Source organism: Synechococcus sp. CBW1108, assembly GCF_015840335.1.
In the GTDB taxonomy this organism is placed as follows: Bacteria; Cyanobacteriota; Cyanobacteriia; order PCC-6307; family Cyanobiaceae; genus Cyanobium_A.
Genome location: NZ_CP060395.1, coordinates 2,466,051 through 2,483,001, shown reverse-complemented (window position 1 = coordinate 2,483,001; position 16,951 = coordinate 2,466,051). Strand labels below are relative to the sequence as shown.

The 16,951-nt window shown below is 55.4% G+C and carries 20 protein-coding genes and 1 pseudogene; 7 read left to right on the top strand and 14 right to left on the bottom strand.

The features are described 5' to 3' along the window. Positions 1–7 precede the first annotated feature (7 nt). From H8F27_RS13480 to H8F27_RS13460, 6 genes are all read right to left on the bottom strand, one after another. Positions 8–961, bottom strand: coding sequence for an IS1595 family transposase (locus H8F27_RS13480; RefSeq protein ID WP_197147974.1), 954 nt, complete (start codon positions 959–961; stop codon positions 8–10). A 66-nt stretch (positions 962–1,027) separates the two neighbouring features. Then, positions 1,028–1,306 (bottom strand): helix-turn-helix domain-containing protein, encoded by a 279-nt coding sequence (locus H8F27_RS17720; RefSeq protein WP_231596285.1) that lies wholly within the window; start codon positions 1,304–1,306, stop codon positions 1,028–1,030. Positions 1,307–1,329: 23 nt separating this feature from the next. After that, entirely contained in the window at positions 1,330–1,791 is a 462-nt protein-coding gene (locus H8F27_RS17715) for a helix-turn-helix domain-containing protein (protein ID WP_231596284.1), read from the bottom strand. 309 nt (positions 1,792–2,100) lie between these two features. Then, positions 2,101–3,351, bottom strand: coding sequence for a glycosyltransferase family 4 protein (locus H8F27_RS13470; RefSeq protein WP_231596283.1), 1,251 nt, complete (start codon positions 3,349–3,351; stop codon positions 2,101–2,103). Further along, on the bottom strand, positions 3,344–4,012 hold the full coding sequence (locus H8F27_RS13465; RefSeq protein ID WP_231596282.1) for an acyltransferase: 669 nt from the start codon (positions 4,010–4,012) through the stop codon (positions 3,344–3,346). The genes H8F27_RS13470 and H8F27_RS13465 overlap by 8 nt, the downstream gene beginning before the upstream one ends. 14 nt (positions 4,013–4,026) lie before the next feature. After that, positions 4,027–5,064 carry a glycosyltransferase family 1 protein gene (locus tag H8F27_RS13460; protein ID WP_197148706.1) on the bottom strand — a complete coding sequence of 346 codons (1,038 nt, stop codon included), beginning with the start codon at positions 5,062–5,064 and terminating at the stop codon, positions 4,027–4,029. Between the two features lie 308 nt (positions 5,065–5,372). On the opposite strand from H8F27_RS13460, the gene H8F27_RS13455 reads away from it, so the two are divergent. Further along, a complete protein-coding gene (locus H8F27_RS13455) occupies positions 5,373–5,531 on the top strand; it encodes a hypothetical protein (protein WP_197148704.1) in 159 nt (52 codons plus the stop codon). Between the two features lie 214 nt (positions 5,532–5,745). Here H8F27_RS13455 and ltrA read toward each other — a convergent pair whose 3' ends face one another. Beyond that, a complete protein-coding gene (gene ltrA, locus H8F27_RS13450; RefSeq protein WP_197148703.1) occupies positions 5,746–7,044 on the bottom strand; it encodes a group II intron reverse transcriptase/maturase in 1,299 nt (432 codons plus the stop codon). A 790-nt stretch (positions 7,045–7,834) separates the two neighbouring features. On the opposite strand from ltrA, the gene H8F27_RS13440 reads away from it, so the two are divergent. From H8F27_RS13440 to H8F27_RS13430, 3 genes are read left to right on the top strand one after another with little or no spacing between them, the layout of a single operon-like run. After that, on the top strand, positions 7,835–8,023 hold the full coding sequence (locus H8F27_RS13440; RefSeq protein ID WP_197148697.1) for a hypothetical protein: 189 nt from the start codon (positions 7,835–7,837) through the stop codon (positions 8,021–8,023). Positions 8,024–8,033: 10 nt separating this feature from the next. Next, on the top strand, positions 8,034–8,246 hold the full coding sequence (locus tag H8F27_RS13435) for a transposase (protein WP_197148695.1): 213 nt from the start codon (positions 8,034–8,036) through the stop codon (positions 8,244–8,246). Further along, positions 8,240–8,464 carry a hypothetical protein gene (locus H8F27_RS13430; RefSeq protein WP_231596281.1) on the top strand — a complete coding sequence of 75 codons (225 nt, stop codon included), beginning with the start codon at positions 8,240–8,242 and terminating at the stop codon, positions 8,462–8,464. The genes H8F27_RS13435 and H8F27_RS13430 overlap by 7 nt, the downstream gene beginning before the upstream one ends. Before the next feature lie 127 nt (positions 8,465–8,591). On the opposite strand, the gene H8F27_RS13425 is transcribed toward H8F27_RS13430, so the two are convergent. Beyond that, positions 8,592–10,151 carry an IS1182 family transposase gene (locus tag H8F27_RS13425; protein ID WP_197148363.1) on the bottom strand — a complete coding sequence of 520 codons (1,560 nt, stop codon included), beginning with the start codon at positions 10,149–10,151 and terminating at the stop codon, positions 8,592–8,594. Positions 10,152–10,290: 139 nt separating this feature from the next. Here H8F27_RS13425 and H8F27_RS13420 point away from each other — a divergent pair, with 139 nt between their 5' ends. Beyond that, positions 10,291–10,809, top strand: coding sequence for a hypothetical protein (locus tag H8F27_RS13420; RefSeq protein WP_197148692.1), 519 nt, complete (start codon positions 10,291–10,293; stop codon positions 10,807–10,809). Positions 10,810–10,844: 35 nt separating this feature from the next. Next, positions 10,845–11,171, top strand: a complete 327-nt coding sequence (locus tag H8F27_RS13415; protein WP_197148690.1) for a transposase — start codon at positions 10,845–10,847, stop codon at positions 11,169–11,171. A 154-nt stretch (positions 11,172–11,325) separates the two neighbouring features. Here the strand turns inward: H8F27_RS13415 and H8F27_RS18060 are convergent, their stop codons facing one another. Both H8F27_RS18060 and H8F27_RS13410 read right to left on the bottom strand, forming a co-directional pair. Next, on the bottom strand, positions 11,326–11,451 hold the full coding sequence (locus tag H8F27_RS18060) for a hypothetical protein (RefSeq protein WP_255517702.1): 126 nt from the start codon (positions 11,449–11,451) through the stop codon (positions 11,326–11,328). Between the two features lie 120 nt (positions 11,452–11,571). Then, positions 11,572–11,919, bottom strand: a complete 348-nt coding sequence (locus tag H8F27_RS13410) for a hypothetical protein (protein WP_197153675.1) — start codon at positions 11,917–11,919, stop codon at positions 11,572–11,574. Between H8F27_RS13410 and H8F27_RS13405 the strand changes: the two are divergent. Then, positions 11,824–12,425: pseudogene (locus H8F27_RS13405) on the top strand (transposase); the annotation flags it as partial. The gene H8F27_RS13410 and the pseudogene H8F27_RS13405 sit on opposite strands and share 96 nt — an antisense overlap. Positions 12,426–12,687: 262 nt before the next feature. Here H8F27_RS13405 and H8F27_RS13400 read toward each other — a convergent pair. The 4 genes from H8F27_RS13400 to H8F27_RS13385 form a co-directional block, all read right to left on the bottom strand. Further along, positions 12,688–13,398 carry a class I SAM-dependent methyltransferase gene (locus H8F27_RS13400; RefSeq protein ID WP_197148688.1) on the bottom strand — a complete coding sequence of 237 codons (711 nt, stop codon included), beginning with the start codon at positions 13,396–13,398 and terminating at the stop codon, positions 12,688–12,690. 783 nt (positions 13,399–14,181) lie between these two features. Then, positions 14,182–14,709, bottom strand: coding sequence for a transposase (locus tag H8F27_RS18330; RefSeq protein ID WP_370594517.1), 528 nt, complete (start codon positions 14,707–14,709; stop codon positions 14,182–14,184). A gap of 78 nt (positions 14,710–14,787) precedes the next feature. Then, a complete protein-coding gene (locus H8F27_RS13390; RefSeq protein ID WP_197148684.1) occupies positions 14,788–14,946 on the bottom strand; it encodes a hypothetical protein in 159 nt (52 codons plus the stop codon). A 1,151-nt stretch (positions 14,947–16,097) separates the two neighbouring features. Beyond that, positions 16,098–16,937, bottom strand: coding sequence for a hypothetical protein (locus tag H8F27_RS13385; RefSeq protein WP_231596280.1), 840 nt, complete (start codon positions 16,935–16,937; stop codon positions 16,098–16,100). Between the last annotated feature and the right edge of the window lie 14 nt (positions 16,938–16,951).

The following is a 16,951-nucleotide window of genomic DNA, read 5'->3' as shown; positions in this document are numbered from 1 at the left end:
TTCTTGATTACCCATAAGCCTCCGCAACCCTGAGATCCCGCTCCGTGCAGGGCATGCAGCAACAGACCGCATTGGCAATGCGATCAGTCATCGCAACCATCGAGAAGCGCCGGTTGAACCGGAAGCAGAAGCCGCCCAGGTAGCGCCTGGCGTACTTGTCGAAATTGAAAGCGTGGAAGGTGCCGTTGAAGCCGGTCTTGAGGTTGCCCAGCACGGTGTTGATCCAACGGAACTGCGGCAAGTCGTTTGGGTGCTTCCCACCGGTGACGATGGCGTGATGGCTGCAGCCTGCCGTGGTCACGGCACGAAAGCAGGCCAGGCCATCGGAGAGCACCTGACTGCCGGGCGCCAGATGGCGCTTGGCCCACTCAGCGATGGCCTCTGAGCTGAAGCCACTCACGGCTGTGATCCTGGCGTGAATCAGCCGGCCCGCCTCATTCAAGGAGACGGCCGCGACGATGGGGATCTTGTTCTCTGAACCCCGACCTGCCTTGCCGCCCGGCAGTTCTCCGCCGAGGTAGGAATCATCGATCTGGACTTTTCCCCGCAGCAGGTAAGCCTCCTCCCGATCAGCCATCGCCCGCAGAATCTTGTGGTGCAGCAGCCAGGCGGTGTCGTAGTTCACGCCCAGGTGGCGGCTGAGCTCCAGCGAGGAGATCCCTGTTTTGGCCTGCCCGATCATGTAAAAGGCCAGAAACCAGGTGGTCAGAGGCAATTTCGTGGCCTGCATGATCGTGCCAGCCGTGAGCGTGGCCTGATGGCCGCAGCTGCGGCACTGATAGCGCTTGAGCCTGCGGCCATAGACCAGCCCATGCTCATGGCCATTGCAGCGGGGACAGCGGAACCCACCGGGCCAGCGCGCCTTCTCCAAAGCAGCCTCACATTGCACCTCGGTGCCGTAGAGCCGCTGGAAGTCAGGCAGTGAAAGGCCTTTCTGGAACTGGATGACGTTGCGCGCCATGACTGAACTGGTATGTGCGTACCAGTCTACGGCCCAGGCTCGCGGTGCGCGGAGCGAGCTGGGTAATCAAGAGAGCTTTTGATCGGACAGTGCCGGCACGATCTGCCCTGGCGGCAGCGCGGCGTACTCCGGCTGGTTGCACGTCAGCAGGATTCGCTGGCGCTCTTCCTCGCTCAGGCGGTGACCCACCAGCCGAGCACTGCCTTTACGGCGATCCACGCCGTCCCCATCACCCAGGAAGGCCTTCCGCCAGCGTTTGAGGGTGCGCAGGCAGATGCCGATCACACCACAGGCCCTCACCAGGCCGGCGCCCGCAGCATTGGCCTCCCCGATCAGCTCGATCACCTTCCGCCGGTGCACGGCGCTGGTCAGCCTTCCTCTTCCTCCGAACAGAAGGCATCCCACTTTTTTTGCAGCACCAGCAAAGCCGCCATCTCCGCCATGGCCTTCTCCTTGCGCTGCAGCTCCTTTCTGAGGGCTTTGATCTCCCGCTGGTCCTGGGCGCGGAGCTTCTCGAGCTCCTTCTGTTCGGCCATCGTCAGCACCGGCTTGGCGTTGGCATCCTGGGCCGCCTGCCGCCAACGGCTCACCTGCTCAGGGAACAGGCCCCGCTCGCGGCAGTAGGCGCTGAGTTCGGTGGCATTGAGCCCGGCGCTTTCCAGCACCACCGTGAACTTGTCGGCGGCGTTCCAGCCCTCTGGTTCCTTCTCGGATGCCGGCACCACCTCTCCCTGCAACCGCCAGGCCTTCCTCCATTTGTAGAGGGTCATCACGTGAATGCCCAGCTCCTCTGAAATCCGGGCCACGCTCTGCCTGTGGGGCGGGTGCATCCGTCTCCTCACATCAGCCTTAACGGCCTCGCTGTATCGGCGCATTGGTCATGTCCTCAAGCCCCCGGATGGATGGATCAAAGGGGTGGCATCTTCCTGAAACCGGGGGAAGCACAACCGAAACGAACGGACAGATGAAAATTTAAACTATAGCCAGGAATTCAAGAAAACAATTTAGGCCTTACAGCACTAGCAGATAAAACAAGCAAGGAAATGATATAATAAGCCAAAAGACAATATTAAAATGCTAGACTTGCAATATGGTGGTGGGGGTGGTAGTGTACGTTGGGGCGTATAAGGTTAAAACAGTCAGACAGGTTGTGATAGTAAGTTTCCTACTGCTGATATTAATCCCTGCTCATAGACTGACCAGCTGAGCTCTGCAGCTCTACGTAGGCATGCCTCGCGCATCTCGATAAGTTGAGAACGATTGTCTGCAAGTTGTTGTAAGCATTCAGCGATAGCAAGGCTGTCCCGAATCGGTACAATAAAACCTTCCACGCCATTTCGAATGGTGACCGAGGCTCCGGAATTTGGTGTCGTTATCACGGGTAGTCCCTGGGAGAGAGCCTCACTGATCACGAGGGCATAACCCTCGAAAAGTGAAGGCAATACGAGTACATCGTGCTGACGCATCTGCTCCAGAACCTGATGGTGAGGCAATGAATCGATCCAGCGATGACGCCTGAGAGCCGCCAACAGAGGCCGGCATTCAGGCGGAGTCACCCTGCCTATAAGAGTTAGGCTAACCTGTGATCCCAGAGATTGAACTGCTTCAAGTGCGTAGGAAAGACCCTTGCGCTGGCCAAGAGAACCAACGTAGATAACTCGTAATGGGCCGCTGGTAGGAGTGTGTGGCGAGGCGGTCAATGGAGGCGGTGAACCGAACGGTACCACAACAACCGGCTTGGCGTTGATCTTATAATCTTGGAGGGTACTGCGCACAAATTCGCTGGGCACGACGACTAAGTCGGCGAGTTGCAACTCCTGATCCTTACGAGCCAGCTTAGCAGTGCTATCTTTCAGACCAGTAAGTGTACATGCCCATTCAGGCTGGAGCTCACTCTCTTCCTGAAAAATCCTTTGGCCGGCCTGCCAATAGCCAATGGGCAGGTCGTAGATACGTCGCAAACCAAGGCGTTCAGCCGCCTGGAAGGAGCTCAGGGCAGCATCTTCATAGGCATAAATAGCCTGGAGTCCTTTTTGGCTAGACAAGCGGGAGGCTACATGACGATCAAAGCTATAAAAAACTGCATCAATCGAAAGAGGGCCATGCTCATGGCGTTGCAACCAGAACAGGGACAGACTGGAGCTGAGCAAGCGTCCTAGTTCACGCCAATGGTGGCTGTGCTGAAGCGATAACGGCACATCGTAAAAAGTACGACGGCCAAGCTGGATTGCAACAGAAGCCGGCAAAAAACGGGCTAAAATAGAATCAGGATCCCAGCAGATACAGCTATCAAGCTCCTGCAGCCATCCTGCAGAATAAAAAGCACGGGATGCGGCACGGAAAAATGTATTTCCTAATGGATGAGCGAGCAACAACATAAGATTACTCAACAAAACCTATAGAACGACAAAAAAAGGCGCTATCCTTGTCAATTTGCTTTATTTTTTTTGCTGGGTGCCCGCCATAGAGAGTCCAGGGTTCATCAAACGAGTTATTAAGCAACGAGAGAGCTCCAAGTACACTGAAATCTGGTAAAGTACTGCCGCCGAGGATTATGCAATTTGTGCCAACAAAACAATATGAACCTATCGTGATTGGCTCAGAACTTTGACGGTTAAGTTTTAAATCAATAGAGTGGCTTAGCAACTGAGATTGATAGCCAGCTATGGTCGTGTAAGAGCCGATAGCAATGCTATTGGTGGCATCAATATGATGGTTTTTGGTAATAGCGGAGTGATCGCCAATAATTAGTTCAGCCCGACGATTGGGTTGATGTGCAAAGTGGGGAGAAGGCTTGCCGATTGGAAAACCTGTAATCCAGTTACTACGACCAATTGTGGCATGTTTGCCGAGAACAAGAGTTTTTAGGTTTACAACAACCGTGAAATCTCCAATACGGGAACCTGCATCCATAGTCAATTCATTGGGATATACCCAAGAAAACCCAATACGTGCGCTAGGATTAATATTATAGCGATAGAGGCCTTGAAGTATGGGGCGCTTCAGCGACCAATGCATCGGCACAATACAAACCTTAACCAGCGTGGACAACAAGCGGGTAAAATTCACTGCTGGTAAGCGAAGGAACGGTAGGCTTCGCCAATTAATACAGGATCGTAGCGTTGGGTGTTTGTGAGCCCCAAACGGATCAGCCTCTCCCGCTCATTTGGACACTCTAGGGCCAAAACGTGCGCAGCGAAAGTGTCCACATCTGTAGGCTCTGCATATAAAGCACCATCGCCAGCCACCTCGGGGATTGATGTGGTAGTGCTGGCGATCACGGGGCAACAGCAGGTTTGAGCTTCAACTAGAGGCCAGCCAAAACCTTCGGAGAAAGAAGGGAAAAGTAGGGCATGAGCTTGGCAATAAAGTATATTTAGCAATGCGTGGCTAGGTCTAGAGACAGAAATCAAACGTGATCCGAGCGTATGGGTTCTTTGGAAAGCCTGTTCCGATTCAGTAAGGGGGGCACCTGCGAATACAAGCCGATAATGGCTGTCTGCACCAAGTGCTATCAAAACCTTAATAGCAAGAGCTCGGTTTTTGCGAGGAAGGGCTGAACCGACCATAAGAAGGTAAGGCAGCTCTGGTACTTGGCCCTTCTCGGCTGATGAAAGGCGAAAGGCCTGGTGGTCGGGGGTAAATGGCGCGTTTAGAGGGATAGGAATTACCGCGTATTGCTTGCTGTCGCCGGCGATGCCAGTCAAACGCTGATAATCGTAGAAGGTTGCTTGGGAATCAAATACGACGGCATCAGCGCGGCGAAGCCCAGCCATAATAAGTCGTTGAAGCAAGATGCCGATAGGCGAAGACTCACATGAAGCTGCTGAATCACCCATGGCTCCACGCACTGCCAACAAGTCGTGGCAAGTGACAATGCATCGCTGTCTGGAAAAGCAGAACGCATAAAATGCGTTACTATGGTCTGCGATGTGGACCAGGTTAAAAGACCGGCTATTTAAAAGAAGCGAGAGAGGAAACAACAACAACTTATCTATGTACGCGAGATATTTGCGCACAATAGGTGGAAGCCCAGGAAGCAAGGAAATATAGGCTCGTGGAGATTTAAGAATTACATCCCCGCAATCCCCATAAACGCTCACCAGAAGTGAGGCGAATCGAATCATGCTTTGCTGTTGATCCGGAAGGTAATTACCAATAACTAGTATGCGCAACTGATGACTCAATTGGATTGTGTAAAAAAGCTAAAAGATGCCTGAGAATAAGATATTTTTGCAGTCCGGTTACAAAAAGAGACGCAGATCCCGGTCATTCGATAGATATTGTAATAAGGAGCGGCAGGGATGAATGTATTGCAAAATATTACTTTGTAATTTGATTAACATCAAATACAAAAGCTAGCTTACCCAAGGAGAAAAGCCAAAAAGGGCTTGATCTGCCTCAGGCCTAAATGCATCTGCAGGTGCAAACAAATTATAAAGGTATAGTGATTAAAGTGAAATTTGTGGACGGTCCAAGGCTTAGTGCTCTGGTGGGTCTGCTGGGCAGTGCCTTCCAGTTGAGTTTCAGCAAGACCCAGGCGCTGCTCGATCAGCTGTTAGGGCTGTAGATCAGCCGTGGAGCAATTGCCGTGATCCGCCATCGCCTGAGTGCAGTGTTGGCCGAACCGATGGCCCAAGCGCTGCGGCCCGCCCGTCAGTGCCGGTGGCCTACGTCGACGAAACTTGCGCCCCCACCGGCAACGCCGCCGGGTAGCCCCGGGGAACTTCCCCCCGAGGCCCCCACAGATCCGGACGTGACACTCTCGCGTCATCCGGCTCCTGTCATCCAGCCGCAACATCAACACCACGCCAGTGAGCAAAAAGGTCCCGCCTCTCCTGAGCGATCCTCGCCAGAACTTGCCGGCTGCGGCGGTCATGTCGCAACAGCCGGCTGTGTTTCTGACGCAGCCATGCGCTCAGGTGCTCATTGAGATAGCCAAATAGCTTGGCCCTCAGTTCGGTTGGATAAAAACGTCCGTAATACTGAATCCAACCCCCTAGGATCGGATTCAGGAGCCGGGCGATCTCCTCCAAAGGCAAAAACATCCGCCTACGCAGATGCATTTTCCTGATCCTCTCTCGCATGCGCTTAAGCGCCTGCGGACTAACCGCTGGGAGGAAGCTCGTAAAGATCTCCCCATAGCGGTTCTTGGCCATACGTGGTCGGAAGCAAAAGCCGAGAAACGTGAACTGGATCTGATCGAACTGACCACGGCGGCTGCTATCCTTGCAATAGACTACTTTGGTCTTCTCTGGATGCAGCTGTAACCCGCAGGAGGTAAATCGCTCCTGCAGGGCATCCATGAGCCGTTCAGCCTCAGCTCGGCAGTGACAGTGACAGATCACATCGTCTGCATAACGCTCAAACGGGACGCGTGGAAAACTCCGTCGCATCCATTTGTCGAACGTGTAGTGCAGAAACAGATTGGCCAGTAGCGGGCTAATGACACCGCCTTGAGGCGTGCCACTGGTCCGGGGCTGAAGGCGCCCATCCGGCAATTCCACCGGAGCCTCCAACCAGCGCCGCAGATACAGAACAACCCAGCGCTCGGACGTATGGAACTGGATGGCCCGCATCAGGAGGTCATGATCGATCGAATCGAAAAACCCCTTGATATCGAGATCCACAACCCAGTCATACTTCCAGCAGCGCTTACGGCAGCTCTCCACAGCCTGGTGGGCCGACTTGCCCGGTCTGTAGCCGTAGGAGTCCTGATCGAAGATCGGCTCCAACTGGGGCTCCAGCATCTGCTTGACCACCATCTGCGCGATGCGATCAGCCACCGTCGGAATGCCCAGAGGGCGAACTCCGCCGTTGGATTTGGGAATCTCAACACGCCGAACCGGCGGCGGGAAGTAACTCCCGGATGCCATCCGATTCCATAGCCTATAGAGATTGTTCTCCAGATCCTTGGCGAAGTCACCAGGCTCTGACCATCCACGCCGGCCGCATTCCCATTCCGTTTCACCTGCTGATAGGCCTTCCAGACCATCGCCTTGGTGATCGGTAGCGGCCTGTCCGGGCTCATCTCCTACCTCCTGCCAATGGCAGTTGTTGAGTTGATCCGGACGGGATAACACAGCCCCTTTGCTCCAGAGCCATTACAGCTCCTTCATCACTACTACGGGCTGATCCGCCCCTGTCATGGGTCTTGGTATTCGCCCTCGTGGTTGTGGCCACTTGTGGCTTTTCCTTTACACCCCATGCCAGGTTCCCACGTTCCACATCGAGGCCTGTGATGGGCTCATGCCGCCTGAACACCGGCTGCCGCGTGGACCGTAAGCAGGTAACGTCCACACTGATCCGGGTGCCGCCTACCTGCACCCGTTTTGACAGCATCTGGAAGACTTTTCGATGCGTCAGCGGCGATTCGCTGTTGCTCATCTTCCCATCACTCACCTGACAGCTCGAGGCCGCCTTTTCCCCATCGCTCACTACCGCAGCTCTTAACCGCAGCAGCATGGGGTGGTTTGGAGCCTGCCCCTGCAGGCCGGCTCCGGGAGGCCACACTCCCATCCTCGATGTAGTTGTGTCAGTGCTCATAAAGAACATTTGACTCGTGGCACAAGTAGACGCAGTCTTCCGCGAAGCGGAGGGCAACAATCCAACTGGAAAGCTCGGCTGGCAGTAGGTCATGGTCACCGCTGTGGTGACGGTATTTATCCAAGGTCTGAGTCGATCCACAGCCGCCGCCATCGAGTTGCTGGGGAGCTCCTTTGGAGTGATTGTGGTGAGCGATCGCTTCTCGGCCTACAACCACCTCCCTCTAGGAGCCTGTTGCGCATAGATCCACGTCCGACCTCTCCGTAGACGCCCATCAATCTGCCCAGATCACAGTGATAGCAATGGATCTGGCTGATAGAATGGTACATGCAGAAGCTCAAGTCCTTCCGTCCCTGGCAGCCGGACCAGACCACCCTGCTGCCACCATCACCCAGGGAGTGGCTTTCAGAAGACCACCAGGTGTATCTCCTGCTGGATCTGGTGGATGAGCTGGATCTCTCCGAGATCCTGATCCCCGCGCAGGCCAAGGATCCCCGTGGCGAGGTGGGGGTTTGACCCGCGGATGATGACGCTGCTGCTGCTCTACGCCTACTGCGTGGGCACGGTGTCATCCCGCAAGATTGAACGGGCCTGCCACAAGGACCTGGCCTTCCGGGTGCTGACGGGGAATCAGCAGCCGGACCACAGCCGCATCAGTGAGTTCCGGCGCCGGAATCTCGACGCTCTCAAGGATCTGTTTGTTCAGATTCTGCGCTGTGCCAGAAGGCGGGGATGGTGAGCTTGGGTCATGTCGCCCTGGATGGCACCAAGGTGCAGGCCAATGCCTCCAAGCGCAAAGCCATGAGCCACGAGCGGATGCTCAGGGCCGAGAAGCAATTGGAGCAGGAGATCAACGCCTTGATGCGCAAGGCTGAGATCCTGGATGCTCAGGAGGACAGGCGCTACGGCAAGGGGAACCGCGGCAGTGATCTTCCCGATGAACTCCGGCGCCGCTAGGAGTGTGTCGCTCGTAGCGCCGCCGCTCACGCCATCCAGCGCAGCTCGGCACTTCTTTCTTTACCGTCTTCCTTTGAATTTCGGACGCGGTTCGCTGACTTCTGCTCAGCCGTGGGGGTCTGCCCCCCTATCCCGTTGCCATCGCCTCCTGCAGCCTCTGTTTCTTCAGGTGGCGCCACAGCTTGTTGAGGTTGTGGGTTGTTCCCCAGAGCATCCATTCCCCATTCACCTTGGCCAGCCCGCGCAGCAGGAAGCGCCGCAGCCCTCGCACTTCTTTGGTTTGACCAAACACCGGCTCCACGATCGTTTTGCGCTTGGCGTAGATCTCTCGGCCTTCTTTCTTGCGTAGCTTGCGGGCCATCTTGCCTTTGGCATCCAGCCCCTTGGGGATCGGGCCATAGATCGGTGGTAATGGCTGACCGTGCGGCAGCCTGCCCGTCGCGATGTGGGGGTCGGTGCCTCGCTTTTCGCAGGCAGAAACGTTGTCCTCACTCCAGTAGCCCGCATCAGCAATGAACGTCCTGGGCACCTGGGTGGTGTTGGCCATGGTGCGCTCCAGCATGGGCACCAGGTGCTCTGGATCCGGCGGTTGGTTGCTGACGCCCATCGCCACGATCACCTGGTGATCGCCATCGACGGCCGCTTGGCAGTTGTAGCCCTGCAGCAGGTTGCCGTCGCTTTTCATGATGTGGCTGTCTGGATCCGTGTAGTTCCGCTGCGCAGCGGCTGTGGGGCTGCCATCGGCCCGATGGGCCAGGCCGCGATAAGGCATGGCGTCAGCCGGCTGAGGATCCAATCCTTCCGGCTCAAGGCCTGCCTCCTGGGCCTTCTCGATCGCTAGCTCCTTGGCGGCCTCTGCTTTCTCCTGCGCCTTGGCTGCTTTGCCAGCCAGCTTCTGCTGTTCGCTGGCATCCGCTACTGCGGCATCGGCAGCAGCAGCAGCATCCGCCACCGCAGCTTCTGCCTCTGCTGCCTGCTTGGCGCGATCACGGGCAGCGGCGGCCGCTGCTTCTGCCTCCAACGCTTGTCGGGCATGGCGGATCTTCTTCAGCCGGTCCTCGCGCCGCCGCAGCTCCTTGGGCAGATCACTGCCCAGCTTGCCTTTGCCGTACTTGCCGTCTTCCTGCGCATCAAGGATCTCGGCCCGGCGCATCAGCTCCTTGATCTCCTTCTCGAGCTGCGCCTCGGCTTTGAGCATCCGCTCGTGGCTCATCGCTTTGTGTTTGGAGGCATTGGCCTGCACCTTGGTGCCGTCCAGCGCCACATGGCCCAGGCTGACCATGCCGGCCGCCTGACAGAGGCGCAGGATCTGAACGAACAGCTCGCTCAGGGCCTCAAGGTTGCGGCGCCGGAACTCACTGATCCGGCTGTGGTCCGGCTGCTGGTTGCCGGTAAGCACCCGGAAGGCCAGATCCTCGTAGCAGGCCCGCTCAATCTTCCGGGAGGAGACCGTGCCCACGCAGTAGGCGTAAAGCAGCAATAGCGTCATCATCCTGGGGTCGAAACCCTTCTCGCCACGGGGATCTTTGCTCTGGGCAGGGATCACGATCGCCGACAGATCCAGCTCATCGACCAGATCGAGCAGGAAATACACCTGATGGTCAGCGGTCAGCCAGTCACTCGGTGAGGCCGGCAGCAAGGAGGTCTGCTCCGGCTGCCAGGGACGAAAGGTCTTGCGCTTCTGCATGCCCCATTTTATCGCCCAGATCCACTGCTGTCACTGGGATCAGGGCAGATTTGGATACGTCTGTGGAGTGTCGCTGGGTGATCTACGCGCAACAGCCTCCTAGGAGCGTCTGGCGCGCATCCGTCAGGCCCGCAAGGAGATGGAAGCCGAGACCGGAGCTGCTGCAGCGCGTCAGCGGCAACAGGCAGCTGAGGAGGCCAGGGCGAAAGCGGCGGCTGTGAATAAAGCCGATGCAATGGCCGCTGAGCAGGCCGAGCTGGCCAGAAAGGCCGAGAGAGCAGCGGCCAAGGCCAAGGCGGCACGGGAGAAGGCGAACGAAGCTGCCGAGGATGCAGGCCTGGAACCGCCAGATCTGGAGCCCGTGGCCTGTGATGCGATGCCCAGGCGTGGGCTGGCCCGGAAGGCCGATGGCGCGCCAACCAAGAAGACCCAGCGCAATTTCACCGATCTCGACAGCCACCTGATGCAGTCAGGTGGGTCGTACCTGCAGGGCTACAACTGCCAGCTGGCCGTCGACAGCGACCATCAGGTGATCGTGGCGGTGGGCGTGAGCAACCAGCCACCCGATGTCGAGCACCTCGAACCCATGCTGCAGCGCATCACAACCACAGCCGATGCACTGCCCGAGGTAATGACGCTGTGCGGCCTACTGGAGTGAGGACAACGCCAAGGCCTGCAACGATCAGGGCATTGATGCCTACATCGGCCACTGGTCGCCTGCCGCACGGGCAGCCACCGCCGCCGCAGCGAGGACCGCTGCCCAGAGACGCCGATGCCAAGACCCGCATGGCCCGCAAGATCAGAAGTAAGAAGGGATCCAAGATCTACGCCCAGCGCAAGGCGATCGTGGAGCCAGTGAACGGCCAGATCAAGGAAGGCCGAGGCCTGCGGCGCTTTCTGTTGCGGGGCTTGGAGAAGGTCGACGGTGAATGGCACCTGATCGCTGCCACGCACAACCTGCTCAAGTTGTTCCGGTTCAGGCGATCACAGCAGCAGGCGCTGCTGGCGGCGACGGGATGAGTTCAGTCAGCCCTGCACCTCTGGCCAGGGCCAGGGCTGACTGAACTCCACACAGATTGGGCCAACGAGGCATAAGAACAGAGCTGCTGCGGTCTTTGAGCTCGGGTGAAAATCGCCGACACCAGTGGGCTGGTGCCCTATCGGCAACAGACTCCTAGAGCAGCGCCAACTGTCTTGGGCGCACCTGCTCCGCGATCTGGCCGCCGTCATCGAACGCCCGAGCGCCAGCTCTGAGCTTGGAGCCCAGATACTGGGCCTGCAGCGGCAGCTGTTTGGCCACTGGCACCACTACAAGGAAGGAAAGATTGACTGGCCCGCCTTGCCAGGGCCGCCCAAAAGTAATTTTATCCCGTGCTCGCTGCTACTCCTCCCCGTGCGAGCATTCCCCTGATGTCGTGGCTCATTTCTGCTGGCCAGCGTGGACTGAGCGGTAGCCGCCGTTGCGCAGCAGATTTATCACCACCGTGCGCAGGAACGCAAACAGCGGCGCTCCGTTGCGGTTGGCGTAGCGGTGAGCGTCCTCGTACAGTTGCGTATCCCGCGTCCAGTGCCACTCATTTTCAATGCTCCAGCACTGGCGGATTAGTCTTAGCAGCGCTTCAGGCTTGGTCCACAGGCTCGTGAGGAAGTGGTGGGCCGTTGGCAGCTGATGGCCAAGGGTGATTTCAGGGGCATCAAGCTCAGCAACAAGACCCATCACTCCGGCAGTGATCCCGAAGCTTTTCTGGCGCGCAAGTCCAATACCCACCCGGCCCAGCCGAGCTACCGAGTCAGTGAGCGCACCTCTCGGTGCGACGCCATGTGCTCATGGACAACCGCCATGCCCTCATCGTCGATTGCACGATCACGCAAGCGACGGGCACCGGGGAGCGGGATGCCGCCAAGGCGATGGCGTCTGATCGTACCGGTGCCCACCAAAAGCCCATCGGCGCCGACAAGAACTACGACACCAAGGCCTTTGTCGCCGAGATGCGCCGCATCGCCGTCACGCCGCACGTAGCGCAGAACACCAGCCGCCTTGGTGGCTCCGCCATCGATGGCCGCACCACCCGCCACGAGAGCTACGCCAAGTCAATCAATGCCCGCCGGGATATCGAGAAGGTGTTTGGCTGGATCAAACAGTGGGATTGACTGCGCCAGTTCAAGCAGCGCGGCACCGACAAGGTGAGTGCGGTGTTGGGCCTGCACGTGATCGCCTACAACCTGATCCGGCTGGGCAACCTGCTCTTGGCGCAGCCTTCTCCGAAGGAGTGACCGCCGATGGCGGCGGCATGAACAGGTGGTTGCCAAGAGGTGTGCCCAAGCGGCAGCGATCAGGCAGCTCCACCGGGGCAAAACGCCTAAAATCGGGCGGTCTGAACCGCTGAAACATCATATCAACCCAAACGGAGCACAATCGGCTCTCTGGGGGGAAAAAACGGCCTTTCAGGCAGATTTTCCGCAACCTCTTAAGGCTTCAACAATTTTAGGCAGAATACACAACTTTGAGTTTAAGTAGAAATCAAAAAACATGTTGTTATTTAATGGCTTTCAGTAGGCCAACCACATGCGAGTTGTCTAGCCACGTCTGCTCTACCAGCTCAAAACTTCCTTGGAAACCGTAGCCAAGTTTTTTAGCCAAGTTAGCTGGCTCGCAAAAGTAAAGCGGAATTGTATCTTCGGTTATTATATTAGTGTGAGTTGGGTCTTGGAATGCTTGTTTTGAAGGGTAAGCTGGGGTTGAATGAAGGAATAATCCACCTGGCTTAAGAACTCTATGAATTTCATTCATCAGTTCTAAAAATGCCAGCCTAGATGTGCCGTTTCGCCATGCAACTCGTGGTATGTGTTCAAGCACGTCAAATGCCGTGCAGAAGTCGAAAAAATTTCCTTCATATGGTATCGGTTCCACTGAAAGGTCGGCTTGTAGTATTTCGTTAGCAAGGTCGCTTCTGATATCTACACCATGCGCCTTCGTTGCTGCAAAGGGGTTGCGGGGATTTCCTCCGCAGCCAAGATCCAATGAGATGGTTGATTTTCCTAAGGGAGCTTTATACTTGATGACGAGATCATCGACTGAATTTATAGAGGAATATATCTTTGAAAGGTTGCGTGCTTGAGCAACGAGAGTTGCACCGGAATTTGGGTCAAGATCTGATAAAGCTAAGACTATCTGAGAACGCCTAACTAATGACACTGCCCAAGTCGGAATAATCCTTTTGAGGATTAACTTTTGTTGATTATTCATTGATACTAAAGATAAGGAAAATGGCAGAATAAAAATTAGCTGTTATAAAAAACGAAATTTAATTTCACGGGTTAAGACTTGTAAAAAGTAAAGATTTACTTGCCGACTTAAATAGTTTTTCGAGGGGGCCAAAACCGAAAATACATGAGATTGCAAACAAAGTATGACAGCATGCTTGGCATCCGGATGAAGCGTAACACAAAAAAATAATTTGCAAGCTTTCAATCCTTCGATGCTTCAGAGATGAAGGAAACAAGGGAAACGGGGAGTGGACCGATTATGCTGCTGACATTTGCGATGAAATACATAGACGTCTGTTTATTTAAGTGAACAAGTGATGGCATCAATAAGGTGATCATTTTCAAAAACTATCGCCAATCATGAGCAGTCTAAAAAATTAAGAAAGTGTTTGAAAATATATAAATTTAGAGAGGTCTTCAGGAAGCGGGGTGTCAGGCATTTTTCAAGTTAAATAATGTACAAGTGATGTTACGACTTAGCTTAACCTATATGATAGTATTCAGAAAAGGGTTTTTAAATTAATATATGACATAAAAACCATCAAAACCAAGATTGCGGAGACCAACCAAGCTAGTTAGCCCAGACACCTCCTCGTCGTGACGAAGATCTGTTTAGTCCCTTGTACGTGCGAGCTGAGGAGAATCGGCACCAAGGAGGGCAACACCCCGGACCCGTAATAGCCTATACAGAGTAACACAATTACGGACAAACACTTAGCTGAGTTCGGATGGCATTAAATAAAGGGCCATAACTAGAAGGTTTTTATTGCTTGGCAGAAGATGCTCGTATAGATGTCAACTCCCCCCTAGCCTTCCGATTTGCCGACGTCGAGAGGATGCAGCGACCGGCTCTTAATCCGCCAAGCAGCCAGCCCGAAACTGGGGAGCGGGCGGGCTGGCTGCTTGGCGGGAGCCTGGGCTTCTGAGCGCCGGGTTTCTCAGGCCCCTCTGGTGCGTACCGGTGGACTGCCCAGCAGAATCCAGTAAACCTCCCGGGCAATGAACCGTTTGAGGCAGCGCAGATTTCGGGTTTTGAAAGGCCTTCCTCAGTGCGCCGTGCTGCGTAGGCCTGGGTCTGCTCATCCCAGCGGAGCCTCACTACGGCAATGCGATGCAGAGGCGCATTGGCTTGGCGGTTGCCTCCCCGGTTCAGGCGGTGCCGATTCGTCTTCCCCGAGCTGGCTGGTAGCGGACTGACTCCACAGAGAGCCGCAAACCCTGCATCGCTGCGAAATAGCTCCAGATTATCAGCGGCGGCGGTGAGCAGCGTGGCAGCGCTGTCGACGCCCACGCCGTAGGTCTGGCGCAGCCCCGGGCAGACAGCCTTGGTGAGGGAATCGAGGTCTCCGCGCAGCACCCCAATCTCCTGCTACAGGGATTGAATCCGGCGGGCCAGGGTCCTTAGTGCAAGCTTGGCCGCAGCCATGGGCCCATCAAGAACACCGGGGCGCAGAGCGGCACAGGCATCGATCAAAGGCCGCCGGGTGAGGTTTCCGAGTCGCTCCCGCAGGGCCGCCGGTGCCGTCACCAGGAGTGCCTTGATCTGGTTGATCGCACAGGTCTTGCCCTCCGTGGCCGAATCTTTGGCCAGCTACTGCTGCGCAGAAGCCAACGGCTAGAACATCCGGATCATCTCCACTTGGTCGGCGCCGGTTTTAGGTGTAGCAGTGGCTGTACCCGCCAGGTATGACCTTGCGGCCGGCTCCGCGTCGATGGCAACCGCTTCGCGGAAGACTGGCGTCTACGTCCTTGCCGAGCCGTCGCCTAATAGATCGATCCGTTCGGTTCACTTCGACGACGGGGAAACCAGCATCCAGAAGCTCGCGGGTCAGACCGGCCCTTAGGAGCTTGTACCTTCAATCGCGTAGACGGAGTTGGAGCCAAACTCCTCGGTCCAGACGATCAGATCGTCGTATCCGTGCGAGTAGAGGGGATACGGTGCTCTCCGAGCCTGCCGCCATTGGGGGGAAGTGCGACGGCCACGTGAATGTCTTTGTGGGTGTCGATGCCGATCACGACGTCAGGTTCTCGGCCCTTGCAGACCTGTGCCATGGTTAATGATGCCATCGCTTCTTGATGGTGGTGGGGAAGGAGCGATCAGCTGGGAAGCCGGACAGGACTGTATAGCCCTTGGCTTTCGCGCAGCGGTTGGGGCCTCTCGACCAGGCTCATATTAGGTCACTGGCTTCTTTGCTGATCGGCCCCATCAATCCAGGTCGACAGATCTTCCGGAAGACAACGACAGGAAGTCGTGTCGGCCTACGGAGGATCAGACCTGAACTTCTGGGGTTCCCCGGATCATCACAGCCTTGCGGCTAGATGGTGTTGGGGGAGCTGCGATCGATTTATTAACGCAGGTTTACCAGATTAGTGATCAGGGAAGGGAGGTGAGCCAAGTTTCGTTACCTAGTTCTGCTCCTAATAATACGAGAGAATCAGAAGGCATCCGTTCGCAGCCAACTGGTAGCAACCCAGTCAGCTTTTGAAATAGCAGCCGGTGTCTCTTCTACAAAGAAATCTCTAACTGGAACTAAGTAAGATATGAGCCCGATGTCAAAAGATAAGCAAAGATTATATTATAACGCGCATACTTGGGTCTTGCCCGCACAGGTAATGGATATATAATAGTAGAAAGACCTTGTATGAAGTTCGAGGGGCAAGATGAAGTCTTTAACAAAACTAACTATTCGCAGACGTTAAGCTCACAAATGTATTCTGTAGTTTACGCTTAACTTGATTAGCAGCCAACGCCAATGGCGTCAATGACTTAAGTTGATGGAACCTTACATCCTCTGGCAATGCATTTGTATCCTGCAAAGGTTGATGAAGTAGGGAGTTCCAATTGGCACGATATGATGAAAGGAAGTGAGCACCGATAGTCAAATTGGTGACACTTGCAGAAGGGTATAAGTTACATAGTTGGCGAGGGTCTACAGCATGGCCATCAGCACGCAAGGCTAGAGCCGCCCAGCAGGTAGGTTCAGTCCAAGCAGGTAAATAACGCCAGTCCAACTGTTTCAAAAACCAATCTACGTAATCGAGATCAAACAACTGTGGATCAAATAGAGTCAAGCCAGTATTTATACCAGAGGCAACCTGCAATCTCCGATTGTCAAGAAGATGCCAGGGTCGAATAGAATAAGCTTGCCAAACTGTATCGCGAAGAAATACAGAGCGACCTCTTGTAGCAGCATCTACAAACAACCCGCGAAACGGCCTAAAAAAACGAATATCAGAATCAAGGTAAAAACAAAGACCGCTCTCGGCTATAACTACATCCAGCAGTTTCAGCCCCCAAACAGAGCTCTGCCGAAAAGCTAACGCATTAGGACTAGAAGCAAGACGCACAGACATAATGCTATCCGCTTCGGAACGATCAAATATCCGTGAACCAGGAAGACCTTCTGCAAGCTTTATGCGATCAGAGGGTGTAAGGGACCCGTCTTCATGAATTACAAGTCGAACTGGATCAACAGAATACTTTAGTACCGAACCTAGACAATTGATTGCTAAATCCACATCTCTGTGGCAAA